The following is a 24,653-nucleotide window of genomic DNA, read 5'->3' as shown; positions in this document are numbered from 1 at the left end:
ATAATTCTAACTGCAACGACCTATGTTGCAACTAATTTTTCAATTGACCTCTCTTTCCTACAAATCTAAAAATTCATAGTCTTGAGACATCCTCTTTTTACATAAGCCAATGACCCTGTTATTCTATTTTCCTGCAATATGATTATACATTTCTTACCAGACCGGCAAGATTCTCAACCACCGCCGGATCTCTGTGGTCAAAGAAGCAGCTTGTGCCCGTATCAAGAGCGGAGATTTTCTCCCTGTCTTCTTCATCAAGCGCAAAGTCGAACACGTTGAAATTCTCCTCCATCCTCTCTTTCTTTACACTCTTTGGAATGCACACGACCCCTCTGTCAAGCAGCCATCTAAGGATTACCTGCGCAATGCTCTTTCCGTATTTTTCACCAATACATTTTAAAGTCTCGTTATGGAACAGATTATTCTTTCCTTCTGCAAAAGGCGCCGTATCAATGAGGCGGTATCCTGCAGAAATGGCGTCTTTAACAGCCTGTTCACACTCTGCAGGATCCTTGATCTGAAAGACTCCGAAGCCAAGCTGAGGCATTTTTACTCCATTATTTAATGTTACATATTCCATAATACATCGTCCTTTCTGTTTTTTCTATAAATGATCCTCTGTACATTTCCTAGCTGACCTTCTTTCCCGCCTCATACGCCTTCTTATATGCGGCAGTTGCTTCCACTTCTCCCTTTTGGTACACGCCTTCTCCGTAAATTTCTTCTCTCACTTTTGCGCCGGGCAGGCAGTCTGTAAATCCCCTTATCGCATCTATTGTCCTGTGCATGAAGCGCTCTCCTGCCGCCGCTGTTGCAATCAGGTATACATCTTTGTTGCGTACCTCTGTATACCTGGGCAAAGTCCGGTCGATCATCGTCTTTAACATACCATCCATCGAATAGAAATAAACCGGCGTTGCCAGTACAAGGACATCTGCATTCACCATCTTATCAAGAAGCAGTTCCATATCATCCTTCTGTACACATTTCTTTGTTCCTCTGCAGCCATAGCATGCCATGCAGTGTCCGATCTCCAGGTCATGAAGAAATACCTTTTCCACCGTATTTCCCGCTTCCTCCGCTCCCTGCATAAAATGGTCGCACAGGATATCGGAATTACCTCCCTTTCTTGGACTTCCAGATATAATCAATACTTTTTTACTCATTATTTTTCATCCTTTCCATCAAAATGTTTTCTTTATTCTTTATCTTTAGACTCTTTCAGCTTATTCAGCGTATGCCGGTACATGCCGAAGGACACCGGAAGCATGATAACCTCCACCACAAGCTGAGTCCAGATCATACCATACAGACCAATCGTAAGATCCATCAAGATCAGCAGCGGAATATTGAGGAGCCCCTGTCTGCTGAATGTAAGGATTGCGGACTGCGTCCCTTTCCCCATGGCCTGAAGAGTATAACTGATCAGAAAATTCACCGAAGTCAGCGGCACAGCCAGACAGGCAATACGAAGAAAAGCGGCTCCCAGCGTGCTTGTCTCCGCCTTCGGAATGAACAGATGCAGAATCTGCGGAGCAAAAACTGCAAAACAGGCAATAAAACATGCGGACATGATCAGAGCCGTTTTCCACGAAAAATACGAAACCTTCCTCATCCTCTTATAATTACCGGAAGCATAGTTATATCCCACCAGCGGCATAAAGCCCTGACATAATCCCATGGAAACATTCAGCGGAAACTGATCGATACGCTTCACAATACCATAAGCTGCCACCGGGATATCACCATATCCCGATGAAAGTTTTACAATAACCATATTGGACGCATTGCCAAGCGCTGTAGCCAGAGCAGATGCAAGACCTACGGAAAATATCTCGCGGACAAAGCGGAAGGTGAAATTTTTCGGATGAAGAGAAACACTGGTGCGTTCTCCCAGTCTCATATAGATCACCACAAAAAAGACTACAGAAGCCAGATTGGAAAACGCTGTCGCAATTGCAGCGCCTGCCACTTCAAGATCAAACCCAAAGATAAGAACAGGATCCAGAACCACGTTCAGGATCCCTCCGAACATCATGCCCATGCTTGCCGGGCGGGCATGTCCCTCACTTCGCAGGAGGTGTCCAAGCGAGAGACTTAGCATGGTGGGAACTCCCCAAGCACCACAACCCAAATCAGATAACTTTCAGCATAGCCGTATGTATCCGGACTGGCGCCGAGAAAAGAAAGGAGCGGCTGGCGAAACACAAAGGTAAGGAAGGAAAATAGTAACGTTGCCGCCGCACCGCCCCACACGCTGAAAGCGGACACGTTCCTGATGTCTTTATGATTTTGCTTTCCAAGCATTCTTGAGATCAGGCTGCCGCCGCCCAATCCGAACAGATTCCCCAACGCCGTTAGCAAATTAAACCAGGGAGAGGCAAGTGATACTGCTGCAACCATATAAGGATTTCCTATCTGCCCTACAAAAAAAGTGTCTGCCAGATTATAGATCATCGTCACTACCTGACTTATGATCGTAGGAATCGCAAGGGTTGCTACAGCCCGTGAAACCGGTACAGTTTCAAACAGCTCCTTTTCCGAAAATTGTTTCTTCATGACCATTCTTCCGACTCTCCTTTTTCTGATATAAATTATAGAACTATCGCCGGACGAATTGAAGAAACAATAAGTTCCCTTGTTTATACCTTAAAGTTGGGTCTATTCGTAACCAGTGTAAATCGATACCCCACTCCCCACACGGTCTGTATATACTTCGGCTCTGACGGATCATCCTCAATCTTATCCCGCAGTTTATTTACATATACCGTAACAGTCGACATATCGCCCACAGCTTCCATCCCCCAGACATTATCAAAAATCTGTTGCCTTGTAAAAACAATGTTGAGATTCTGCGCAAGAAACATAAGAAGCTGAAATTCCCGGCTTGTAAGTTCTAAATTCTGCTCACCCCTATATGCGCGGTAGGAACCAGGATAAATCCGCAGCGAGCCGGCAAAAATCACATCTTCCTTGTTTCCTTCTTTCAATGTCTTATGTATCTGCATATGTGCCTTCACCCTCGCTGTCAGTTCAACGGGACTGAATGGCTTTACTACATAATCATCTGCACCCAGACCAAGCCCTTTGATTTTATCAATATCCTCTTTCTTAGCGGTAACCAGAAGGATTGGAACATCTGATTGTGTTCTGATTTCTCTGCAGATATCAAATCCACTCTTCCCCGGCAGCATCAGATCCAGAAGAACAGCCGAATATTCCCTTTCCCGGAATCGCCGCACAGCTTCCGCGCCGTTTGCGACAATATCTGATTCCATTCCTTCGGCCAGAAGGTAATCTTGCTCCAGTTCTGCAATCAATTCATCATCCTCTACGATTAATATCCTGTCCATATCTATCCTCCTTTTTAACTTTCCGGAAATTCCATACAGATTTCCAGACCAGCGTCGTCTCTGGCATAGATCATTCCCTGATGATCTATTACAATCCGTTTCACAATGGCAAGCCCCAACCCACTGCCTTCACTGCAGTGCGATCTGGCTGCATCCAATCGGCAGAAACTTTCAAATATCTTCTCCAGACAGTTTTCCTCCACTCCCGGTCCATCATCCGCTACGCTCCAGATAATCCTGCCTTCCTTTTTCTGTATACGGATCTCTATCCGGCTCCGTTCTTTTTCACGATACCGAATGCTGTTTGTTAACAGATTGTCCAATATCCGTTTAAATGCTCCTCTGTCCATTACAAGCTTTATATCGTCTTCCGCAGACAACAGAATATCCAAGCCATGTTCACTGATAAACGCCTCATTGTCTTCAAGGTATTCCCTCACAAATTCTTTTAAATCCGTCTGTTCCTTCTGGTAATTAAATGTATGGTTTTCCATTTTATTATAAGAAGAAAGCTGATTCACAAGATTTTCCAGATCCTTTGTTCTCGTCTGTACTGCAAGTAAATATTTCTTTTTCTTTTCATCCGTGTCTGCTATACCGTCCAGGATTCCTCCTACATATCCTTTGATCGTTGTCAGCGGGGTCCGCAGGTCGTGAGAAATACTGGATATCAGACCTTTCCGATATGCTTCATATTTCATCTGTTCTTCTTTCGAACGCTTCAGCTGTCTCTGCATCTCATTGAACTCCTCACACACCTCCCCCAGCTCATCCCGGCGCAGTACGGAAATTTCGCTGTCCAGCACACCGCTTTTTACCTTTTGCATTCCGCGGCGTATTTCCTTCATGGGCGGAATAATCAAAGAATTAATCCATCGGGAACAACACGCATTGACTAAAACAACAATCAACACGGCACAGACTCCAAAAATCCAGACATAAGGGACGACATATTTCTGGAGATAACTCTGGCTTCCCAGAACGTTCCTCGTCTCATTACTGACCGCAATGATCGAACACTCCTCACCGTCCTCATAAAAACTGCATTTTATAACAGAAACATCTTTATTTCCTACCGTAACAGACTTTGCCTGTTCCGGAATCGGTCCGATCAGCTTTTCCACCTGCATCCACTCACTTTCCGAAGCGTTCGAATACAATGTCTCATCGTTCAACAGAACTGTGAAATGATACCCCAGATCCGTCAAATCCTTCCGGAGCCTTACCATTTCCGGTGTCTGTGTAAGCTCTCCGGTATCTGCCGCTTCATCATCCAGGCTTTCCAGCTCACTCCAGTTCGTATCCCAAAGCTCTTCCTGGTAAGCATAGATCAGATTCTGTGCGGAGATTACTCCGTTTTTATCTTCATACATTTCTTCGATAGGCTTCCAGTATTTCTGCCCCGCCGTCTGAAGCCACAACATTCCCATAGACAGCAGCAGAATAAGCGGTACAAGCATCATCAGCAGATTGGAAATTATTATTTTTTTTCGTATAGACATTTCCACACCTTCATTCACAAATCTATTTTTATACCTGGATAACCCCTACAAGATACAACAGGATTACAGCCAGAATCGCTCCCAACTGTATCACGACAAGAAACACATTTATAAATGAGGATGACTGATTAAGATGAATCAGTTCATCCAAAATGATCATATGTCCGGTACTGCTGATCGGAAGCCATTCCGTAATCCCTTCCACAATACCGAAAATAAAGGCTTTTAATATCTCCATCTGTACTCCCTCCATGTTACTGCGTTTTATACCTTACAGAAAAAAATAGCAGAAAATACTAAATATACGGACAGGAATACTTAAACATTCTTTAAATTCTCTCGGAGCTTTCTTTTTAGTCTTCTTTTGTTCTATTGTATATATTTCTAAAAATATTCTGCATCATATTTATTCGCCGCTAAATATAAAACAGGAAAGAAAGTTTCCTATGAAACCAAAAAAAGATCCGAAAAATTAACATTTTTCGGATCTAAAAGGCGCCAACCAGATTTGAACTGGTGATGAAGGTGTTGCAGACCTCTGCCTTACCACTTGGCTATGGCGCCATATGACTCCACCGGGAATCGAACCCGGGTTACCGCCGTGAAAGGGCGATGTCTTAACCGCTTGACCATGGAGCCGGATATTATATTGTCGAATCACTGCCTTAAACCGTGACCGAAAATTATAATATCACACCTTATAAGAAAATGCAAGCACTTTTTATAATTTCTTTGAAGGTTTTATACGTCTTTATATACCCTTCTCTTTTTCCTCCCATTTTCTCATTTTCAGCTTCAGCAAAGCCAAAGCTTTCTTTGCATCAATCTCTGTTACTGTATTTTCAGCCAGTACTTTTGTCTCATCACCGTCCTGTTCCATTCTATCTCTCGATTTATAATAGCATACCACTCCATCCAGATATTTATTCTGTACAACAAAATCTTTTGCCGGGCACTGGCTTAAAACCGCAGTAGGTATACCCCTTTTTTCTGTCTCCTCGATAGCATGGGCATAATCTACATGATTATTGCCAATACCATTGCAGGAGAAAACTGCACCGTCCACTCTCATACATTCCAAAGATACGCCGACTCTCTCGGCAGATAAATATTTGTCTTCGTTTTTGTCAGGAGAACCCACGATCACAATTCCCCGAAGATTCACATCCGCATCTTCCGAAAGGACTTCCACCAACGGATCTCTGTAATAATGAAGTGTTGTTTCCTTCATACTCGTTCCGATTCCCATAAAACATCCTCCTTTTAATCCATCGCGTGCATAATTCCATCCCGAAATTCATTGGGCGTCACAATTACCGGCATCCATCCCATATCGATCACAGATCTGCCGCCCTCATATCCGCCGGGTTCATGGCCGAACAGCCTTGTGTCATAGACCGCTCCCTGGCCGGATACTTCTTTTACAATTACCACATCCTTGCGTCCCGGCTCGTAAGTCTCCTGAAACACATGCTTTTCCGTACATTTATAGCCATTAAATTTTTTCATCTGACTACGGAAGATCTGGCAAAAGGCGTCACATGCTCTGTGGATTGCTTCCGGTCCCGGCCGGTCCGCCCATGTACCTTCTTTTAACACTACATCAAAGGAGATCAGGATATCGCTTTCCAGCGGCGTACCCGGACGTCCCCATGCAATCTTGTCCTTAAGGATCCCGTCACTGGCACCGAAGTTGCATACCTGACGCCCGCCTTCATCTACTCCGGTCAATATCACATATACACCTGTTAAAGTATGGGTGATCCCTTCTCCCACCCGTCCCAGCACCTTAGTGGAAAGCGGAATGACATCCATCACCGTATTGGTATGCTGCTGATGCTCATCGGGCTGTATGATCCGGATTTTAATATCACTGATCAGCGGCTCCCCGGCCTTTATGCTGTCCGCAATCCCGGGCTGCACAGTCATATGACCATCCACATCGATTCGATTTTCTTCTCCGTACTCTACCGAATAAACATGATAGGCACGGACTGTAAGTCTGCTTCCTGTTTCCATCCTCTTCGTCCCCTTTCTATTACACGATATGCAGGAAAATTTCCCTGTACATCTGACTCTTACCCGTTCTGCTGCCGGTTATAGGCAAGAATCAGTTCCACCATTCTGTCATAACTTACAACGCCGTCCTGCTGTCCGTTGGCCTTCAGATAAGTGTCATTTACCTCATTTGCCACCTCTGCCACCGGACTTTCATACTTCTGCCAGAACTGGCTGTTTGCTTCCAGATCAACTTCCGCTTCTTCGCAAAGCTCTGACCGTATCTCCCGATAAGCTTCGTAATCCGTCTCCTGCAGAGCATTGGTACAGTAGATCCATCCAAGAAGCGCTCCACTGTACTGAAACTCAGTATCATCCGATTCAAGCGCTGCCAGATAACCGATAAAATTGGCCTCCTGCTCCTGCATAAATCCTTTGAGATGTGCCAGCTCATGACAGGCTGTAAAAGGAATATTATAATCTGTCATTTCCGTATTATAATTTGCTTCTATCGTAAAGGGAGAATATATTCCTGTCAGTTTCTGGACAGAAAGAATCCAGGAAAACACAAGTCCTTTCGGCCGAGGATACTCTCCTTCCAGACAGTCATATTTCTCTCCCAGCTTTTCCATGGCAGCCACTGCTCTTTCCTGAACGTCTCCTGTCAGCTTCATCTGGCCGGACTCATCCCGATAAACTTCAGAGGCAGTTTCGTTGACCTGATCTGTCAGCATCCGGCACGCTTCCTTCAACTCTTCCACCGTTCCTCCCTCCACCTCAAGGGAAGTCTCCTCTGCAAAAGATGTACGATAATAATTTACTCCACATGCCGCCGCATAGATAAAAAACAGGATTCCAGCGGCCAAAAGCAAACCTGAAAAGAACCTGGCCAATGGGGCTGCCGCCTTTCCCGAGTGTACGGCTTCTCTGATCGTCCGTCCGATACAAAAGACAAAAAACACTGCCAATATATATAGAAGGAACTCCGATACAGATATCGGAAATATCCCAAAAAAACGCCCTGCTAAAGACACAAGTGCTTTATATATATGCAGGCTGTACCACGTGGCAAAATTCGGAAATGAACGGGCTGCAAATAGAAGAAGCACTGCGGCCAAAAGCAGAAAAAGCCCCGCCAGCGCCCTCTTTTTTTCTCTCTGCCCTTTCCCCTTCTGCTGTTTTTCCCCCGTCTGCAGCTCTTCCTTCCCCTGTCTCATCCTCTGCAAATCTTGAGCCATCCGCTATTCCTTCCTAAGTAAATTTCAATCCTGAATTTATCTACAGTATACTGCAAAATCTCTGTAATTACAAACAGGGAACTCCTGTTTCCAGGAGTCCCCTCTGTATTAAAAAACACTTCCTAAAGTTTAAAACAAAGTCTGCACCGGCCATTTTACAATTTACCGTTCCATCCCTCTGCTTCTGCTTTTCCTAAGATATAGAGAAAAGCAATAGCCGGAACACGCAGAATGGGTACCTTTGTTTTATGCTTGGTAATACCAAAATCGTCCAGGCGTTTTGTGATTAAAAAAGCGTTTGTCACTTTCGTTTGTTCGTCCCGGCATAACTCGACAATGGCATCTGTCTCTGTAATGTGAGAATTATTACGGTATTTCACTTCACAGAGGATCTTCTGACGGGGAAGTTCTACCACCACATCGACCTCTTTCTGATTATTCTTTGCCTTTCTGAAATATCCAAGCTGAGCAGGACTTCCCTGATAAAAAGAAACCATATGTTTATAAACAGTTGTTTCCACCATTGTGCCGAGTTCCTTTTCATCTGAAAGTACATCGTCAATCATCAGCACTGCATTACGGATAGCCGCATCAGCAATGAATATTTTCGGCTTCCCTTTTAGAGCACCTTTGCTTCCTACATCCATTGGCTTTGCCAAATAAATGAGATTGGACATTTCCAGCGCTTTAATATAACTTTCAACCGTTGTGATCGAAGTATTTTCCAATTCCTTTGCCGCGGTAGTAGCGTTAAAAATCTCGGTTGAGTTCATACACAAGTAGAGAAACAGCTTTTCCATCAACAGAGGACTTCGAATATTAAAGAGCGACAGCACATCTCGCTTGATAACCTTATCGACCACGTCTTCCCTCAGCATTCTCTGTGCATAGACATCGTCGTCCGATAACACCAGCTCTGGAAAACCACCGATCATTAGATAACGATTAAAATGATTTTGCAACGGAGTAAATTTATCCATCAAACTGCCAAGCTGTGCCGAACTAAAGCCTTGAAGCTCTGATAAACGCAGCTCATCCTCCAAAACAGGTAAATCGAGACCAAGCAGCCTGCAATACTCATAAAAAGACATAGTAGGTATTTTGAGAACGCTCCAACGCCCTGTGCCGCTGTCTGCAGCCCCCCTTTCCAAGATAGGACTGGCAGACCCTGTAGCAATCAAACGAATATCCTTTCTGCTGTCATAAATCACCTTCATCCAGAGCTCCCAATTTTCAGTGTACTGTACTTCATCAAAAAGAATATACCTTGTACCCTCTATAGGGTACATTCCTTCATAGATGGACAGCACATTTTCCACATTGACAAGTTTCAGAATCGGATTATCAAAGGTAGCGTACAGAATATTTCCGGGATTGATCCCCCGGTCTATCAGATGGTCAATGATCTGATAGAGAATTGTCGTCTTACCCACACGTCTCATGCCAGACAAAACAGCAAATCTTCGTATCGTTTTATGCGTAAGTATTTTCAGGGCTTCATAATATGCCAGCCTTTTGTGCGGCTTGCTTTCTTCCTTGATGGCAGAAGGCGTCCGCCACCACGGGTTATACTGCCGCAATACTTTAATAACTTGTTCATCATTTACAATCGTCATAATACACCTCCATAATACTAGTATTCTATCGGAGTTTAACTATTATATGTTCCATTTTTATGTGCTATTTACAAAGTATATTATATCAACAGTCTTTACAAATTGCAAATTATATTGCAAAAATATGCAAACACCGACATAATCCTCCCTAAGAGGAATCCTTGACTCTTTTGCAGCGCCATACAGCAAGGTATCCTCCGGTAATCCACATAGACAGACATGCACACAATCCAGTGTAGCAAAATACAGGTTTGGCGTTTTTGCTAATCGTTTCCATTCATTATTGGCAAAAGGTTTTATTTCATACTTGCCAAAAATAACAAAAATACTATGCAATAGACTAATCTTTTGCATAGTATTTTCTATTTTTCCTTTAATCGGGTCCTTCAGGCTCAATAAAACCGCAGCCCATTCCCACTTTATTTCCTTTCTGTAAATATGCCTTCAACGCTCTTTGAAGACTTGTATCTTCCGGATATTCTTCTATCCGGTCCGTCACCTTTCCAAAAACTCTTTCTTCCGCCTGTCTTGCAGGTATCTCATTATAAACAAAAAACAAATCCTGAAACCGGACAATATTGGACTGTTTTGAAAGCAGATTGTGAAGCTTCGGGGAGAGAAGCCAGGATTCACAGTGAAAACCTTCATATTTATAAGGAACCACTTCTTTAAAAAACTGCTTGGCCTCTTTAAAAGACTCTCTTGCGGTCTCTATGCCCAGCGGCTCCCCTTCGGGAATATGCACCTCCAGAACCGGAATCTCTTTCCCCTCCTCCCAGTTTTCATCTTTCAGCCGGGAAGGTTCATACTGCAGCCGTCCGAGGCGGTAAATCTTCCTTTTAATAGGAAGGCTTGTCCACTGGTACTGTTTCATCCCCGGGATGCCCGTCTCCTTCAGACAGTGTCTGTACCAGATCTCCATATCCCGAAATGTATCATAATAGATCCTGTCGGATATTCCCGCTTCCTTATAAGAAGGATAGCTCTCCGCTCCCCATTTCATATAGAGGTACAGTGCTGTCTGATACTCTGTCTTCTCTTTTTGCAAAGCCTGATAAAAGGACGGCTCATCTTCTTCAAATAATTTCTTAAGTTGTTTTTCCTTTTCCCCGGATATCCGCCCTGCCTCTGCTGCTTCAAAGGGAAGTCCGATTTGCCCGCACAACTTTTTTACTGTCATTTCACTCATTTTTGCTGCCTGCTACTTGATACCTGTAAGGGCAAGTCCTTTCACAAACTGTTTCTGGAAAATGATAAATACAATGATCATAGGAACCATGATCAAAGAAGCAACTGCCATCGTCGTTGTCAGATCGGCTTTATTCTGAGTGGAGAACATTGCAATTGCCAGAGGCAGCGTCATCTTTTCTTTGTCATTTACCATGATCAGAGGATTCAGGTAATCATTATAGACGCCCATGGCCGTAAATATGGTCAGCGAACCGATGGCAGGACGGATATTGGGCAGGATGATCCTTCGATAGATCATAAAAGAAGAGGCTCCGTCTATCTTGGCCGCATCGCATATACTGTCGGGAATATCTTCAATAAACTGCCTGCACAGATATACTCCAAATGCGCTCACAAGCATGGGAATGATCAACGCTCCCAGAGTATTGTAAAGTCCCATCTTCTGCACGATCAGAAACCGGGGGATCATCGTCACCTGCGCGGGTACCATCATAGTGGCCAAAAGGACAATAAACGTCCATCTTTTCCCCTTAAATTCATATTTTGCAAAAATGAATCCCAGAAGCGTACTGGTAATGATCACAGCGAGTGTCACAGCCGCAGTCACAAACACACTATTGAAAAACCACTGTACAAAGGGCACATCTGTAAAAGCTTTCTCATATCCTTCCAGCGTCCATGCTTCCGGCCAAAGAGAGGTACGATTGATCCTGATATCCGCATTCGTCTTAAAGGACGTAAAAAACATCCAGACCATAGGAAATAACATGAGTATAGAAATAACGCCCAAGACAGCTACGATCACAATATGCTGTTTTTTATATAGTCTTTTCTTTTTCTCTTTCACTACTCATAACTCCAATCCACTTTTGTTGCTCTCTTCTGCACCATAGCCACAATAAATACAATAAAGAACAGGACGGTCGCGATTGCCGATGCATACCCCATATTGTATTTGTCAAAACTCTGTTCATAAATCTCCGTTGTAAGGACAGACCCGTAATTCATCCCGCTCTGTTTATTTTCCAGCACCTTGAACTGTGCAAACATCTGAAAGTAAGAGATGATCGTCTGCATCAGCACAAAGGTAAAGGTCCGTCCAAGCAAAGGAAGCTTGATCTTAACAAATCTCTGAAACGGAGTCGCTCCGTCAATAGCAGCGGCCTCATCAAACGTCTTAGGGATTCCTTCCAGTCCGGCACAGAAAAGTACGATATTATATCCCATATCTGCCCAGAGTGTAAACAGGATAATGCACCCGATTACTGTCACCGAACTTGCCAGCCAATCCACTGACTCCAGACCAAAAAGTCCCAGAATCTCATTAAACGTGCCTCCGTCTTTATAAAGCAGCCCATTTTTCCATACAACTGCTGTTCCGGCAATAGGTGCGATACATGGGATGAAAAAAATGGTCCGAAAAAGTGTTTTCATTTTCTTTCCCGGCAAAGAAGTAATAAACTGTGCAATTGCCAGTGTAAATATAATATTCAGTGTCACCGCTATCACTACATAAGCGATCGTATGCACCAAAGCCTTCTGAAAATCTTTATCCTCTAATAGGGCTGCATAATTTGTCAGCCCTATAAAAGGATTTTCCTGCCGGATCGGGTTATAATCGAACAGGGATATCCCCAATCCATAGAACAGAGGGAATACACAGAATATGAACAGCAGTATAAAGCATGGTATCAAAATTCCGTATACAAATTTTTTATCCTTCATTCCTATTCCTTCTTTAAATTATTCCTTCTCTATCATCTCTGCGCTCATTGTTTCTGAACACTCTGTCAGTGCAGTCTCTATATCCGTTCCATTCTCGCAGATATCACGGAAAGTTGCTGTCAGTGTTTCCTTCAGCGTCGTTGTATTATAAGGTCCGATCCACTGGCCTCCTTCCAGAATATCCATAAGGAATGCCGTATTCGGCATTGCATCCATCATTTCCTGATCTTCTGCCAGAGTCTTTCTTGGCGGAAGCTGCTGGCATCCCAGATTCAGTTCCTTAAGGTTTTCCGGATCGCTTAAGAATCTTACCAGTTCCCATGCGCCATCTTTCTCTTTTGCATTGGCAGGTACTGCAAGTCCCCATCCGGACTCTGCTACAAACGCCATCTCATCACCATACTGCGGCACTGCGACATAATCAAAATCTTCACCGATCGTGAGATCGTAAGATTCCTCACCGTCACTGATCGCCCAGGATCCAACAGAAGCCATGCTTCCTTTTCCTTCAAATACATAACTGGATGTTCCCACGCCTGCAGAGAAGGAACTGAAATCCGTATATCCGGCATCCACCATGCTCTTCAGCTCTTCCATAGCTGTAATTCCTTCCGGGGTTGCCAGATTGATGCTTCCGTCCTCATTGAGATACTGTCCTCCCTGCTGAAGGATCATGGCAAGATAATTGTAGATCAAAGCGTCTTCGTCTATGAAATCAAATCCTCTCATAGTAATAACGCTGCCATCGTTTTGTACCAGCTGGTCAGAAACACTCCTGAGCTCTTCCCATGTAGTTGGATATTCCAGATTATTTTCTTCAAATAACGGTTTATTGACAACCATGCCGCCGTATTCCAGGTTAAATTCTGTAGGGATTCCGTAATATTCTCCTCCATACTCATATGCCTGATAGGTTGGTTCAAAATAATCTTCTTCCAAAGTTTCCTTCAGATCATCCGGCAAAGGCTCAAGCCCTCCTGTAGATGCAAAATCAAGTTCCCATCCTCCCCACATCTGATAAAGGTCTGCACCTTCAGCATCCGGAGTCAGAGATGTCTGTATTTTCTGATTGTAATCAGCATAAGGATAATCTGTCATCTCTACTTTATATTCCGGATTTTCCTCTTCAAACTTGTCAAAAAGTTCCCGGTATGTATTGTTCCACGCTTCGTTTGTATGGCACCAGAACTGTATCGTTGTCGTCCCGCCATCCGATGAGCTGCTGTCTTCCTCACTGCTTCCTGAGCATGCACTTAAGCACATGCCTGCTGCCATAACCAATACAAGAAGACTGGCTGTTAATCTTTTTCTCTTTTTCATAACTTTCCTCCTTACTGCTGCTCCCGCATTTCTGCAAGAGCGACTACTTTTCCGCCGTTTACTCTGGACTTTTCCGCTGCAAGCGCTATATAATGACTCTCAACAGAGCATTCCACTGATGTAATTGTATCGTCCGCCTCACACTCGCCTGAAACCAGATTCAAAAAAGCACTGACCAGACGGTGATCTCCTCCGGCATGACCGGAAAAATCTTCGGCAAGCTTAGAGACATCAATCACTTCTTCTTCTTTTCCAAAGGGAGTTACTTTAATGAGATTGGCTCCCATATCCGCGATAATCTGCCCCTTTGTTCCCATAAATTTTGTATATCTTGAATTATCCTCTGTAAATCCGCACATAGTAAAACTGATAGTAGAGCCGTCTGTCATTTCCATATTTACTACCTGGTGATCTACTACATTATTGTCACAATAATAAACACATCGCCCATAGGGACCTTCCTCTATCGCCTTTCGAATACTGTTCTCATCCGGATGAAGAGCCAGCACATCCAAGGGCCATCCTGTATTTCCTTCCAGAATACCTGTCTTTTTGTTTGTCAGATATATTTTTTCTGCATCAAATGGACAGTTCCCTTTTGCCTTGCATCCTCCGGTGCATCGAAGCGCTGCACCTTCCGGAGCATTTTCCTCTTTAAAGAGATAAGTATTTCCAAAAGAAGTCACAGATTTACATGTTTTTCCCGTAAGCCAGAGCAAAAGATCCAGGTCATGGCAACATTTCTGAAGAATCATGGGACTTGTGGTGTTGGAGTTTCTCCAGTTTCCTCTCACAAAGCTGTGTGCCTGATGCCAGTAACCAACATTTTCAATTCCCATTACACTGACTACTTCCCCGATTTTCCCGCTCTTTAAAATTCGTTTCACTTCCTGGTAGAAAGGTGTATAACGGAGAACATGGCAGATCACAACAGTCCTGTTCAGTTTTTTTGCTACCCGAATGATCTCCCTGCACTCGTTAAGATCCGGAGAAATCGGTTTTTCCATCAAAAGGTCATATCCTTTTTCCATCGCCTTGATTGCCTGCCCTACGTGCTGCTGATCCTGGGTAGTAATGAACATAACGTCCGCCAGTTTCGGCTGACTGATCATTTCCTCCGCACTGGTGAAACAGGATTCATCCGGAACATCATAAGCATCTGCCACCTCCTTCACCTTTGCCGGATCAATATCAGCAATTGCTACAATCTTCATGCGATCCGGAAACAGCTTTGCCGCCGGGGCGTATGTATCCTTTCCTCTGCTTCCCAGCCCTGCAAGCGCCACTGTTACTTGTTTTTTCATTTTTGTCTCATCCTTTCCAGCAAAAGATATTTTTCGGCCGAACAATTTATCTTTTGTTTTTAGTAATTTTATTATAATTTATACAATTCTTTTCTGCTTGTCTTATTCCTTATTCAAGTTATCTTATTCTATCTATTTTTTAATATTTTTTTCACAATATTTTTATATTATCTTTTTAAATTCTTTTATTTACAAGTAAAAATTTATTATTTCTAAAATTTCTATCTTTTTTTCTTGTCAGATTTCCCGCATTGTGTTATCTTTTTTAGTAAATTGTTAAGATTAAACACTTATTTTCAGGAGGCATACAAAGGCATGGCATATAAAAGCACCCATCTGAAGCGGGAATTTATCATCAATGAAATTATCACCATTCACTATTTTGAATATATGAAAGATTTTTTCTTTTCCGGAGAATCCCATGATTTCTGGGAGCTGATGTATGTAGATAAGGGCGAACTGCGTGTGACTGCTGACGCTTCTGTCCACCTTCTTGGCACAGGAGACGTTATTTTTCATCGCCCCAACGAATTTCATGCCCTGCACTCCATAGGCGACAAGGCTCCAAACCTGGTAAATATTTCTTTTATCTGCCATTCTCCTGCCATGAAATTTTTTGAACAGAAAGTCTTTCATCTGTCAGCGGATGAACAATATTTGATTTCGGCCATTGTCCGCGAGGCAGGTGCAGCCTTCGATTCACCTTTAAATATTCCGCAGGTGGAACAGGTGTCTGTTAATCCGAAAGGCAGATTCGGAGCGCAGCATCTTGTTCTTCTATACCTGGAAGCTTTTCTTATCACTTTGTGCCGTCATCATTTGGAAGATGTCACCGCGCTCGCCGGAACAGAGCAAACTTTTGAAAACACAGACCCCATCTCCCCTTTTCAGGCAGAATCCACCCATCTGGCCCTTCAGAACATTCTGGATTACATGGAACTGCATCTGTGTGAACGCCTGACAATCGCTTCTCTGTGCAACACCTTTTCCTTAAGCCCCTCCTCGCTGTACAACCTGTTTCACAGAGAATTTCATCATGGTGCAATTGACCATTTTCTGGAAATGAAAATCGACGCTGCAAAGCAGCTGATCCGCGACGGAACCATGAATTTTACAGAAATTGCACACTACCTTTCTTTTGGTTCACTCCAATATTTTTCCAAACGCTTCAAGCAGTCCACCGGTATGGCGCCCATGGAGTATGCTACGTCTGTTAAAAACTACTCCAATTTCCAAAGCCTGTCCAGCAACCTTGCCAAGCGTCACGGAACGAGAAGAAGCTATGATTGAACAATAAAAAAAGAGCCGCATGCGACTCTTTTTTTATCGTTTTACATTATTTATATTTATGGTTATAGATAAACAACAATGTCAGAAGTCCTACCAGACCTACCAGCTGTGTCGCAAGACCTGTGACACTGATCGTCTTTTGTCCTATTATCACAAGCGCAAGGCAAACAATAAAAACAATAACCATAATCAGATTTTTTACCGTATTGCTCATATCATTTCCCTCCTTAACCTTTCAGACCACCAAGCGTCATACCTTCTGTCAGCTGTTTCTGTACACAGATATACAGGATCAGTACCGGTAACATAACGATAACCAGACCGGCATACATGATACCGTAATTTGTTGCTGTTCTTTCTACTGCCATCAGGTTCTTCAGTCCCATTGCCAATGTTCCGTGTTCATCCATCAGAGTATACGCAATAATGTACTCATTCCAGAACGACAGGAAATTGAACAGGATAACTGTAATAATACTTGGCTTTGCCATAGGAACCATAATCTTTACCATTGTTTTAAAATATCCGCATCCGTCAATGTAAGCGGCTTCCTCAAATCCCTTCGGAAGCGTTTTAAAATAACCGCTCAAAAGATAGATGGTAAACGGCAGCGCACTGGACGCATAGATCAGCGCCAGAATAAAGCGGTTGTCCAGGAAAAATTCCACTCCCAGCGCTTTGTTTGCATCACTTAACATCAGGAAGATCGGTACAACGATGTAGTTGATGTTAATAAAAAGCCCTGCCATAAACGCAACGTTCAAAATTCTTCTTCCCTTAAAGTCAAATCTTGACAATACATAGGACGCTGGAAGAGCAATTACAAGAAGGAGAATCAGTCCCAATGCAGTGACAATAATCGAGTTGAGGAAGAAATCTCCCATCTGCGCATCGCGGAATGCCACAATAAAGTTCTGATAGAAGAACTGCTTCGGAAGTGCCCACGGATTCACATCTGCTCCGATAAATTCCGCGTTACGCTTCACACTCGCCATAAATACCCACAAAACCGGTATGATGATCGAGATAGCCAAAGCAAGGAGGGCAACATAAATAAATATTTTATATAAGATATTTCCAGAATGTTTCTTTTTTCCCATATTCTTTCGCCCCCTTTAAAATTCCAGAACTTCCCGGTCTGTGATCTTGTTTACAATAGCTGCCAGCACAAAGGAGAAGAGGAATACTACAACTCCGATTGCCATACCATATCCATATACGCCTGCTCCATATGCCTGTTTATACATATAGTTCAGGAATACTTCCGTCTTTCCGTTCGGTCCTCCGTTGCTCATGATCTGCACGAACAGGAAGCTTAAGTTTATCGTACTGATGATATAGAATGTAAGTGTTGTCCGAATATTGCTCCAGATCAACGGCAGTGTTACCTGGAAGAACATCTGTATTTCTGTTGCGCCGTCCAGGGAAGCAGCTTCATAGAGATCCTCCGGAATCGCCGCCATACTTGCCATATACATGACCATATAATATCCGATCGCCTGCCATACAAGGGCAAAAATTACAGAATATAATACAATATTAGGATCTCCCATCCACTGATGCTTCAGAAAATCCAGGTGCACTGCTTCCAGAAATGTATTCAGCAGACCGTTGCTCGGATCATAAATAGCTCCAAAGATACCGGCAATAACTACGATACTTAAAATATTCGGTATGTAGAAAATAACACGGAAAAAGTTTTTCCCTTTGAACTTTCCTCTTGACAGCAAAGCTGCAAAAAGAATTGCCAGTACAATCGTACAAACCATTACCATAACAATGATCGTGATCGAGTTCTGCATTGCCTGCAGGAAATTTTTATCTCCCATCAGGGTTTTAAAATTATATAATCCGACAAATTCTTTTTTATTCGTGATACCGCCCATCCTGTAAAGAGACATGCGGAATACATTGACTGTCGGAACAAATATAAACAACACGACCAGAACAACTGCAGGAGCCAGACATGCAAAAACAAATCTTCTCTGTGCGTTCTTTCTGTTCATGATTCTCCTCCTTTTCTCTTAAAAACGGTGAGTCATATAACTCACCGTTTTGTCTCCACTCATTACAATAGTCTACTGATTATTCAAGCGCTGCTGCACATTTCTCCCAAGTCTCTACCAACTGTGCCTGCCATTCTTCCACAGTCATATCACCTGTGTTAATGGATTCAATTGGTTTGTAAGTAGCCTCATTCATATTCAGGCCTTCGATAGGAGCTGTTGTAGCCCATTTTCCTGTAACTGTTACGATATCATCTGCAGTTGTAGCTGCATAGCAGTCTTTTGTTGTTCCTTCCGGAAGTTTGTCTGCTGCGCCTTTAACAGGTGCTACTACTGGTGACGGAGATTCTTCTCCTGTTTCCTCATCTGTTGTTGTATTTCCTAACAGGATATCAACAACTGTGTCAGAGTACATAAATTTGATAAATTCTTTTGCAAGATCCATGTTTGGTGCGTCTGCCGGAATCCACATCTGCTCTGTGAATGTGTAAACAGCCTGTGTCTCATCGCCTTCCCACTTCGGTGCCGGCATCATGCCCCACTCAAAGTCATCCGGTGTAGAAGCAGCCATCTCACCGATTACCCAGTTTCCGTTTGGCATAAACAGAGCTTTTCCATCGATTACATTCTGCTGATTGATCTTGAATCCACCGTCAGCATTTGCATTTGCTACTGTATCTTCCTGTGTATAGTCCGGAGATACCAGTTTTCCGATTGTATCCAGAACCTTCTGTCCCTCTTCGGATGTCCATGTGTTTTCATCATACTGCAGAGCTGCATTGTAGAAATCCATTCCTCCTGCCTGCTCCAGCATGCTGTACATTGTAGCGTCAAAGTATCCTGCCTGCGGGAATGTGAACAGAGAAATTCCGTCTGCCTTTGCCTGATCACCCAGTGCAAAGAACTCTTCCCATGTTGTCGGCAGCTCATACTGTTTGCCTTCTCCGATCAGGTTCTTATTGTACCAGAATCCTGTCGGTGTGTAGAAGATCGGTGCCAGATAAATCTTTCCGTCTGCATACGGCTGTGCATCTGTACCATCAAGAATACCATCCAGAAGTTTGCCTTTGAGTTCATCGTCAAATACGTCTGTGATATCTGCGATCGCATTCTCTTTCAGCATTGTCTCTGTGAAGCCACTTTCCTGTCCCAGATTGTAATATACAACATCCGGAACATCCCCGTTTCTGATCTCCTTTGTCAGATCCTGATCCAGCTGTGAAGACATTTCAAGTTCTACAGTTACGCCTTCATTTTCTTCCTCAAAAGCGGCTGCAATGTCTTCCCAGATCTGGGTTCCGTTTCCGCCTTCAAAAGCAGCAACTTTCAACGTTGTTCCGTCTCCGCTGTCACTTCCGGAGTCTGATCCGCTGTCGCTTGATCCACATGCTGTAAGAGTCCCCAGTGTCATTACAGAAACAAGGGATGCAGCGATCAGTCTGTTTACTACTTTCCTTTTCATAAAAATTCCCTCCTGTTCTTTGATAAGTTCATCATAGCTCATTCAGAAAGCTTTTTCCATAGGGATATTGCCTTTTCTTTTATATATCTTGCTATTTCATGAAAGAATTTTTGATTTTTAAAATTTTTCTTGTAATAAAACCCCAGTTTTTCTGTATATAGTATCTATTTTTTATTCATTATACACAATATTTCTCTCGACATCTTTTGATTCCTTTAGACAAAACATTACATTTATTGTTGCTTTTTCCAGCCCCGTCATTCTTCTGATTTTTTCGATTTTTTATATCTGTTGCTTTTCAATAGATGAAAATATATAATAATAAAAAAGGATCCGTCCTTGCCCTTTTGCTTCGGCTTCGGCCGCTGAAACAGCAAGATCAGGAGGATTTTGATATGAGTCACAGAAATTATACGATTAAAGATACAGATCTTCAGAAATTGAACGCACGGCTTTTATCCATCTCTTTCTCCAAAGATGAAAAAGACTGGAAAAGCGTGCTTCACACTCACTATTTTACCGAACTTTTTTATGTAGTGAACGGGAAGGGGAGGTTTCTGTTCCGCGATGAAGTGCATTCCATTAAAAGCGGAGACCTTGTGATCATCCCTCCTTATGTAGAACACACCGAGCAATCTATCCGCGGATATTCTCTGGAGTACTATGTTATTGGAATTGACGGTATTACGTTTCACCCCGAAAACGATCAGACCTGCGTGCAGGTGTTCTGTAATTTTCAGGAAAAAACTCTGATCACCGACCTGTTTGTACAGATTTTGCATGAAGTAAAAAACCAGCAGTTTGCCTCTGACACCATCTGCCAGAAGCTTCTGGAAATTCTGATCCTCCGTATCATCCGTTCGCAGCGCCTGGTTCCCGCACCGATCCAGTCCGTGCGAATGACGAAAGAATGTGCCCACATTAAGGAATACCTGGACAATAACTATTCCGAGCATATTACCCTGGACACTCTTACAAGTCTGACCCATATGAATAAATATTATATGGCTCATTCTTTTACCAAATACACAGGCCTTTCGCCGATCCAATACCTGAACCAGCGCCGTCTGGAAGCAGCCTGCACGCTGCTCAAAGATACCGATCATTCTATCTCAGATATTGCGTCATCGGCAGGATTTTCATCGCAGTCTTATTTTACACAGATTTTCCGCAAAAACTTCGGTATAACCCCCATTAAATACCGGCAGGAACACAATAATACTACCATATAGACCAGGAGGATATCCAAAATGAAAAAAACAAACAGACCAAATATACTTCTGATCATGACAGATCAGCTAAGGGGCGATGCCTTAGGTTATGCCGGGCATCCCGATGTCAAAACCCCCTACCTGGACACTCTTGCCAGCAAGGGAGTTGTCTTTGATCATGCATACAGCGCATGTCCGAGCTGCATTGCCGCGCGCGCCGCGCTTCACACCGGAATGTCGCCCGAACATCACCGCCGGGTAGGCTATGAAGATAATATCCCCTGGACGTATCCTCACACCATGGCAGGTGAACTTTCAAAGGCCGGCTATCATACCCAGTGTACAGGAAAAATGCATGTGCATCCTTTGAGAAACTATCTCGGATTTCACAATATAGATCTGCACGACGGCTATCTTCACGCCGCCAGATACGGCAGTGTCCCCTACAGGGAATCTCAGTTGGTAGCGGACGATTATTTTTACTGGCTGAAAGAAGAACTGGGTGTGTCTGCCGATGTAACTGACACAGGACTTGACTGCAACGGCTATGTAGCCCGTCCCTGGATTTATGAAGAAAAATATCACCCGACCAATTGGGTGACAGACCGCAGCATTGATTTTCTCAGGCGGCGGGACCCCGGAAAACCTTTTTTCCTTATGGCTTCTTATTTAAAGCCTCATCCGCCTTTTGACGCTCCTGAATATTATTTTAATCTGTACCGCAGCCGTGAGCTTCGGCCGCCTTTTGTAGGCACCTGGGAAAGCGATCGTTATCTGAAAGAGTCCGGACGGATTTTCGACTCTAAGACAGGCCCCATTGACCCCGATCTGATCCGCGAAGCACAGATTGGATACTATGCCTGCATTACCCATCTTGATCACCAGATCGGCCGGCTTATCATGGCTCTTATAGAACACGAAGTCTATGACAATACACTGATTCTCTTTACGTCCGATCACGGGGAGGAACTGTGCGATCACCATATGTTCCGCAAATCCCGGCCATATGAGGGTAGCTGCCATATTCCTCTTTTAATCTCCGGCGGCGCTCTTGCCAACATCGGAGCACAACCGGGCAGTGTCTGCCACTCTGTTGCCGAGCTTCGGGACGTTATGCCCACCCTTCTGGACATTGCCGACGCTCCTATCCCAGAATCCGTAGATGGGATCAGCCTGAAGCCTCTTCTTACTGATCCGGTAGAAAAACTTCGGGATTCTCTCCATGGCGAACACTCTTATGGAGAGTTTTCCAATCACTGGATTGTAACAGAAACAGACAAATATATCTGGCATTCCGAGAGCGGGCAGGAACAGTATTTCCTTCTGAAAGAGGATTCTCATGAGCTGACAGACCGCATTAATGATCCCCAGTACAGGGACCGCATTGATACTTTAAGACGCCTGTTGATTCGTAATCTTACCGGAAGGCCGGAGGGCTTTACAGACGGGCAGGAACTGATTCCGGGACGCCCATACCCTCCCTATCTTACAGATGTCAGCGACACTAATGAAGCAAAAGAAGGGGGCGGCGTTCTATGATCCAGTACCTGATTATTATTACTATCTGCCTTCTTGCATCTGTCATCGGTTCCATCTGCGGAATCGGCGGCGGAGTCATTGTCAAGCCCGTCCTTGACAGTATGGGGATTATGAGCGTGGAAACCGTAAGCTTCCTTTCCGGACTTATGGTCATGAGTATGTCCATCTATTCTATTGGAAAGGCAGTGGCCGCAAAAGATACAAGACTTGAGGCAAGAACGGGGATTCTTCTGTCCCTGGGCGCCGTAGCAGGCGGCATTACCGGAAAACAGCTTTTTTCTGTTATTCAGACTTTAAGCTCTGATCCGAACCGGATCGGAGCATGCCAGGCGGCCGTTCTTTTTCTCCTTACCTTTGGCACACTGATCTACACCATTAAAAAACACACGATCCGGACCCATCGCATGACGCATCCTGTCGTGTGCATTATCATTGGTATTATTCTGGGCCTTCTTTCCTCCTTTCTTGGAATAGGCGGAGGTCCCTTTAATCTGGTCTTCCTCTCCTTCTTCTTTTCCATGGAGACAAAGACTGCTGCCCAGAACTCTCTTTTGATCATTATGTTCTCGCAGATTTCCGGTTTCCTGCAAACTCTGCTGACCGGATCAGTTCCGGATTTTTCCTGGATCCTTTTGATCTGCATGGTCGTATTTGCTGTGATCGGAGCCGCCATTGGCCGCTCCTTCAATCGGAAGCTGGACAATGACATGGTGGACCGGCTCTTCTGCGGACTCATCATTATCATTTTGTTCATCTGTGTCTATAACTTCTTCAAATACATATAGATGCCAGATATTCCAGACGGCCGATGACCGTCTGGAAAAATTTCTGATATGCCTCACAGTAACGGTTTCTCATTTCATTTCCATAAGGTATCAGATCTCTTCTGCAGCCTCCCCGGCACAGAGGATACCAGCGGCAGTCCGGACATCTTTCATCTCTTTTTTCAGCATCTGCAAAAAAAGGCGCTCTTTCGGCATCTCTTGCCATTTCTTCAAGCACTTTAAAATCAACGTTTGAATCTGTAATATTTCCCATCTCATATTCATCCAGCGCATAGAAATCACAGGGATAGACCGTACCGTCCGCCTCGATCACGTTCTGCATACTGCATCTTCCATACATACTGCAGGCTTCCGGCTGTGCTCCTTTTAGCATCCCCGCATAATTATCAAACTGCCGGATATATACCGGAACTCCCCTGATCTTATCCTCAAACCAAAGTGCAAAAAGACGTTCCAAAGCCGATTGATACTGTTTTCCTGTCAAAGAATAGGGATACTTTCCTTCTTCTACCTCCCCCAGAGGATCCAGACAGGGGATATACTGCTGTTCGTAAAAACCTTTTTTTATAAAAAACCGATAGATTGCCTCTATTCTCTCCGCTGTCTGAGTATTCAGTACACACAAAATATGAAACGGTACTTTTTTCTCCTGCAGTTTCTTTAAATTTTCAAATACCTGCGAAAAAGTCCCCTTCCCGCGGTGATCCACCCGGTTTTCATCATGAGACTTCCTGACTCCGTCCAAAGATACTCCCAGCAGAAAATTTTCTTCCTTGAAAAACGAGATCCATTGGTCGTCAAGCGTCATTCCATTGGTCTGTATCGTATAAAAAACCTGCTGTTTCTCTTTTTTCTTCTGCCTGACACAGGAGACAAATTGGCGGTAAAACGAAAGTCCGGCAAGCAAAGGCTCTCCCCCCTGAAAACCAAACACACACGTATCCGCTGCTTTTAAAGCTTTGTCAATTAGTATCTCCATGGTTTCCAAAGACATGATCCCATGATCTGCATTTTTCCTATGCTTCGCCTCTTCTTTGTAAAAACAGTATCTGCACTGCAGATCACAGGCAGATGATACCGGTTTGATCAAAAGCTGCAATTCTTTCATTTCTC

At 43.8% G+C, this 24,653-nt stretch carries 24 protein-coding genes, 2 tRNA genes and 1 pseudogene; 4 read left to right on the top strand and 23 right to left on the bottom strand.

The annotated features are described in order from the left end of the window. Positions 1 to 142 precede the first annotated feature (142 nt). The 18 genes and pseudogenes from EUBC25_RS08090 to EUBC25_RS08005 all read right to left on the bottom strand — a co-directional run bounded on the left by EUBC25_RS08090 (position 143) and on the right by EUBC25_RS08005 (position 15,247). A complete protein-coding gene (locus EUBC25_RS08090) occupies positions 143 to 580 on the bottom strand; it encodes an aldo/keto reductase (protein WP_230105001.1) in 438 nt (145 codons plus the stop codon). Between the two features lie 49 nt (positions 581 to 629). Further along, positions 630 to 1,166, bottom strand: coding sequence for a flavodoxin family protein (locus EUBC25_RS08085; RefSeq protein ID WP_230105000.1), 537 nt, complete (start codon positions 1,164 to 1,166; stop codon positions 630 to 632). A gap of 32 nt (positions 1,167 to 1,198) precedes the next feature. Further along, positions 1,199 to 2,104 (bottom strand): MATE family efflux transporter, encoded by a 906-nt coding sequence (locus EUBC25_RS08080; RefSeq protein ID WP_230104999.1) that lies wholly within the window; start codon positions 2,102 to 2,104, stop codon positions 1,199 to 1,201. Then, positions 2,098 to 2,559 (bottom strand): MATE family efflux transporter, encoded by a 462-nt coding sequence (locus tag EUBC25_RS08075; RefSeq protein ID WP_230104998.1) that lies wholly within the window; start codon positions 2,557 to 2,559, stop codon positions 2,098 to 2,100. Before EUBC25_RS08075 ends, EUBC25_RS08080 begins: the two co-directional genes overlap by 7 nt. A gap of 83 nt (positions 2,560 to 2,642) precedes the next feature. Next, positions 2,643 to 3,353, bottom strand: a complete 711-nt coding sequence (locus EUBC25_RS08070; protein WP_230104997.1) for a response regulator transcription factor — start codon at positions 3,351 to 3,353, stop codon at positions 2,643 to 2,645. Positions 3,354 to 3,367: 14 nt separating this feature from the next. Beyond that, positions 3,368 to 4,855: a HAMP domain-containing sensor histidine kinase gene (locus EUBC25_RS08065; protein ID WP_230104996.1), complete on the bottom strand. Its 1,488-nt coding sequence runs from the start codon at positions 4,853 to 4,855 to the stop codon at positions 3,368 to 3,370. 52 nt (positions 4,856 to 4,907) lie between these two features. Beyond that, positions 4,908 to 5,093 (bottom strand): annotated as a pseudogene (locus tag EUBC25_RS08060) (undecaprenyl-diphosphate phosphatase); the annotation flags it as partial. A gap of 255 nt (positions 5,094 to 5,348) precedes the next feature. Continuing rightward, a tRNA-Cys gene (locus EUBC25_RS08055) sits at positions 5,349 to 5,419 on the bottom strand. A 3-nt stretch (positions 5,420 to 5,422) separates the two neighbouring features. Then, a tRNA-Glu gene (locus EUBC25_RS08050) sits at positions 5,423 to 5,494 on the bottom strand. A gap of 112 nt (positions 5,495 to 5,606) precedes the next feature. After that, on the bottom strand, positions 5,607 to 6,104 hold the full coding sequence (locus tag EUBC25_RS08045; protein ID WP_230104995.1) for a glycine/sarcosine/betaine reductase component B subunit: 498 nt from the start codon (positions 6,102 to 6,104) through the stop codon (positions 5,607 to 5,609). 14 nt (positions 6,105 to 6,118) lie between these two features. Beyond that, entirely contained in the window at positions 6,119 to 6,874 is a 756-nt protein-coding gene (prdD, locus tag EUBC25_RS08040) for a proline reductase cluster protein PrdD (RefSeq protein ID WP_230104994.1), read from the bottom strand. Positions 6,875 to 6,933: 59 nt separating this feature from the next. Further along, positions 6,934 to 8,091 carry a DUF3810 domain-containing protein gene (locus tag EUBC25_RS08035; protein ID WP_230104993.1) on the bottom strand — a complete coding sequence of 386 codons (1,158 nt, stop codon included), beginning with the start codon at positions 8,089 to 8,091 and terminating at the stop codon, positions 6,934 to 6,936. Positions 8,092 to 8,246: 155 nt separating this feature from the next. Further along, a complete protein-coding gene (locus tag EUBC25_RS08030) occupies positions 8,247 to 9,707 on the bottom strand; it encodes an ATP-binding protein (RefSeq protein WP_230104992.1) in 1,461 nt (486 codons plus the stop codon). 373 nt (positions 9,708 to 10,080) lie between these two features. Then, a complete protein-coding gene (locus EUBC25_RS08025) occupies positions 10,081 to 10,896 on the bottom strand; it encodes an acyltransferase domain-containing protein (RefSeq protein ID WP_230104991.1) in 816 nt (271 codons plus the stop codon). Between the two features lie 12 nt (positions 10,897 to 10,908). Beyond that, positions 10,909 to 11,745 (bottom strand): carbohydrate ABC transporter permease, encoded by an 837-nt coding sequence (locus EUBC25_RS08020; protein WP_230104990.1) that lies wholly within the window; start codon positions 11,743 to 11,745, stop codon positions 10,909 to 10,911. Beyond that, positions 11,745 to 12,623: a carbohydrate ABC transporter permease gene (locus EUBC25_RS08015; protein WP_230104989.1), complete on the bottom strand. Its 879-nt coding sequence runs from the start codon at positions 12,621 to 12,623 to the stop codon at positions 11,745 to 11,747. The genes EUBC25_RS08020 and EUBC25_RS08015 overlap by 1 nt, the downstream gene beginning before the upstream one ends. Before the next feature lie 18 nt (positions 12,624 to 12,641). Beyond that, positions 12,642 to 13,943: an extracellular solute-binding protein gene (locus EUBC25_RS08010; RefSeq protein WP_230104988.1), complete on the bottom strand. Its 1,302-nt coding sequence runs from the start codon at positions 13,941 to 13,943 to the stop codon at positions 12,642 to 12,644. A gap of 11 nt (positions 13,944 to 13,954) precedes the next feature. Further along, positions 13,955 to 15,247: a Gfo/Idh/MocA family protein gene (locus EUBC25_RS08005; RefSeq protein ID WP_230104987.1), complete on the bottom strand. Its 1,293-nt coding sequence runs from the start codon at positions 15,245 to 15,247 to the stop codon at positions 13,955 to 13,957. A gap of 315 nt (positions 15,248 to 15,562) precedes the next feature. On the opposite strand from EUBC25_RS08005, the gene EUBC25_RS08000 reads away from it, so the two are divergent. Further along, on the top strand, positions 15,563 to 16,537 hold the full coding sequence (locus EUBC25_RS08000; RefSeq protein ID WP_230104986.1) for an AraC family transcriptional regulator: 975 nt from the start codon (positions 15,563 to 15,565) through the stop codon (positions 16,535 to 16,537). A 46-nt stretch (positions 16,538 to 16,583) separates the two neighbouring features. On the opposite strand, the gene EUBC25_RS07995 is transcribed toward EUBC25_RS08000, so the two are convergent. The 4 genes from EUBC25_RS07995 to EUBC25_RS07980 form a co-directional block, all read right to left on the bottom strand. After that, a complete protein-coding gene (locus EUBC25_RS07995; RefSeq protein ID WP_230104985.1) occupies positions 16,584 to 16,751 on the bottom strand; it encodes a DUF6903 family protein in 168 nt (55 codons plus the stop codon). Between the two features lie 13 nt (positions 16,752 to 16,764). Further along, complete coding sequence (locus EUBC25_RS07990; RefSeq protein ID WP_230104984.1) at positions 16,765 to 17,637, bottom strand: carbohydrate ABC transporter permease; 873 nt, start codon at positions 17,635 to 17,637, stop codon at positions 16,765 to 16,767. Positions 17,638 to 17,652: 15 nt separating this feature from the next. Further along, positions 17,653 to 18,543: a carbohydrate ABC transporter permease gene (locus EUBC25_RS07985; RefSeq protein WP_230104983.1), complete on the bottom strand. Its 891-nt coding sequence runs from the start codon at positions 18,541 to 18,543 to the stop codon at positions 17,653 to 17,655. Positions 18,544 to 18,622: 79 nt separating this feature from the next. After that, positions 18,623 to 20,005, bottom strand: a complete 1,383-nt coding sequence (locus tag EUBC25_RS07980; RefSeq protein WP_230104982.1) for a carbohydrate ABC transporter substrate-binding protein — start codon at positions 20,003 to 20,005, stop codon at positions 18,623 to 18,625. A gap of 395 nt (positions 20,006 to 20,400) precedes the next feature. Between EUBC25_RS07980 and EUBC25_RS07975 the strand changes: the two genes are divergently transcribed. The 3 genes from EUBC25_RS07975 to EUBC25_RS07965 are packed head-to-tail and all read left to right on the top strand — an operon-like array spanning position 20,401 to position 23,540. Continuing rightward, positions 20,401 to 21,237: an AraC family transcriptional regulator gene (locus EUBC25_RS07975; protein WP_230104981.1), complete on the top strand. Its 837-nt coding sequence runs from the start codon at positions 20,401 to 20,403 to the stop codon at positions 21,235 to 21,237. A gap of 18 nt (positions 21,238 to 21,255) precedes the next feature. Then, positions 21,256 to 22,755, top strand: a complete 1,500-nt coding sequence (locus EUBC25_RS07970; protein ID WP_230104980.1) for an arylsulfatase — start codon at positions 21,256 to 21,258, stop codon at positions 22,753 to 22,755. Then, positions 22,752 to 23,540, top strand: a complete 789-nt coding sequence (locus EUBC25_RS07965; protein WP_230104979.1) for a sulfite exporter TauE/SafE family protein — start codon at positions 22,752 to 22,754, stop codon at positions 23,538 to 23,540. The genes EUBC25_RS07970 and EUBC25_RS07965 overlap by 4 nt, the downstream gene beginning before the upstream one ends. Here EUBC25_RS07965 and EUBC25_RS07960 read toward each other — a convergent pair. Continuing rightward, on the bottom strand, positions 23,527 to 24,648 hold the full coding sequence (locus tag EUBC25_RS07960) for an anaerobic sulfatase maturase (RefSeq protein ID WP_230104978.1): 1,122 nt from the start codon (positions 24,646 to 24,648) through the stop codon (positions 23,527 to 23,529). The two genes, EUBC25_RS07965 and EUBC25_RS07960, sit on opposite strands and share 14 nt — an antisense overlap. Between the last annotated feature and the right edge of the window lie 5 nt (positions 24,649 to 24,653).

It is taken from the genome of Claveliimonas bilis (assembly GCF_020892095.1).
GTDB lineage: Bacteria > Bacillota > Clostridia > Lachnospirales > Lachnospiraceae > Claveliimonas > Claveliimonas bilis.
Note: the sequence above shows the minus strand (reverse complement) of the source record. Positions and strands in the feature narration are given on the sequence as shown.

What these genes read in the sequence shown, in the direction of transcription:
- EUBC25_RS08090 (WP_230105001.1), bottom strand. Translation starts at nt 580, where the DNA reads ATGGAATATGTAACATTAAATAATGGAGTAAAAATGCCTCAGCTTGGC.
- EUBC25_RS08085 (WP_230105000.1), bottom strand. Translation starts at nt 1,166, where the DNA reads ATGAGTAAAAAAGTATTGATTATATCTGGAAGTCCAAGAAAGGGAGGT.
- EUBC25_RS08080 (WP_230104999.1), bottom strand. Translation starts at nt 2,104, where the DNA reads ATGCTAAGTCTCTCGCTTGGACACCTCCTGCGAAGTGAGGGACATGCC.
- EUBC25_RS08075 (WP_230104998.1), bottom strand. Translation starts at nt 2,559, where the DNA reads ATGAAGAAACAATTTTCGGAAAAGGAGCTGTTTGAAACTGTACCGGTT.
- EUBC25_RS08070 (WP_230104997.1), bottom strand. Translation starts at nt 3,353, where the DNA reads ATGGACAGGATATTAATCGTAGAGGATGATGAATTGATTGCAGAACTG.
- EUBC25_RS08065 (WP_230104996.1), bottom strand. Translation starts at nt 4,855, where the DNA reads ATGTCTATACGAAAAAAAATAATAATTTCCAATCTGCTGATGATGCTT.
- EUBC25_RS08045 (WP_230104995.1), bottom strand. Translation starts at nt 6,104, where the DNA reads ATGGGAATCGGAACGAGTATGAAGGAAACAACACTTCATTATTACAGA.
- prdD (WP_230104994.1), bottom strand. Translation starts at nt 6,874, where the DNA reads ATGGAAACAGGAAGCAGACTTACAGTCCGTGCCTATCATGTTTATTCG.
- EUBC25_RS08035 (WP_230104993.1), bottom strand. Translation starts at nt 8,091, where the DNA reads ATGGCTCAAGATTTGCAGAGGATGAGACAGGGGAAGGAAGAGCTGCAG.
- EUBC25_RS08030 (WP_230104992.1), bottom strand. Translation starts at nt 9,707, where the DNA reads ATGACGATTGTAAATGATGAACAAGTTATTAAAGTATTGCGGCAGTAT.
- EUBC25_RS08025 (WP_230104991.1), bottom strand. Translation starts at nt 10,896, where the DNA reads ATGAGTGAAATGACAGTAAAAAAGTTGTGCGGGCAAATCGGACTTCCC.
- EUBC25_RS08015 (WP_230104989.1), bottom strand. Translation starts at nt 12,623, where the DNA reads ATGAAGGATAAAAAATTTGTATACGGAATTTTGATACCATGCTTTATA.
- EUBC25_RS08010 (WP_230104988.1), bottom strand. Translation starts at nt 13,943, where the DNA reads ATGAAAAAGAGAAAAAGATTAACAGCCAGTCTTCTTGTATTGGTTATG.
- EUBC25_RS08005 (WP_230104987.1), bottom strand. Translation starts at nt 15,247, where the DNA reads ATGAAAAAACAAGTAACAGTGGCGCTTGCAGGGCTGGGAAGCAGAGGA.
- EUBC25_RS08000 (WP_230104986.1), top strand. Translation starts at nt 15,563, where the DNA reads ATGGCATATAAAAGCACCCATCTGAAGCGGGAATTTATCATCAATGAA.
- EUBC25_RS07995 (WP_230104985.1), bottom strand. Translation starts at nt 16,751, where the DNA reads ATGAGCAATACGGTAAAAAATCTGATTATGGTTATTGTTTTTATTGTT.
- EUBC25_RS07990 (WP_230104984.1), bottom strand. Translation starts at nt 17,637, where the DNA reads ATGGGAAAAAAGAAACATTCTGGAAATATCTTATATAAAATATTTATT.
- EUBC25_RS07985 (WP_230104983.1), bottom strand. Translation starts at nt 18,543, where the DNA reads ATGAACAGAAAGAACGCACAGAGAAGATTTGTTTTTGCATGTCTGGCT.
- EUBC25_RS07980 (WP_230104982.1), bottom strand. Translation starts at nt 20,005, where the DNA reads ATGAAAAGGAAAGTAGTAAACAGACTGATCGCTGCATCCCTTGTTTCT.
- EUBC25_RS07975 (WP_230104981.1), top strand. Translation starts at nt 20,401, where the DNA reads ATGAGTCACAGAAATTATACGATTAAAGATACAGATCTTCAGAAATTG.
- EUBC25_RS07970 (WP_230104980.1), top strand. Translation starts at nt 21,256, where the DNA reads ATGAAAAAAACAAACAGACCAAATATACTTCTGATCATGACAGATCAG.
- EUBC25_RS07965 (WP_230104979.1), top strand. Translation starts at nt 22,752, where the DNA reads ATGATCCAGTACCTGATTATTATTACTATCTGCCTTCTTGCATCTGTC.
- EUBC25_RS07960 (WP_230104978.1), bottom strand. Translation starts at nt 24,648, where the DNA reads ATGAAAGAATTGCAGCTTTTGATCAAACCGGTATCATCTGCCTGTGAT.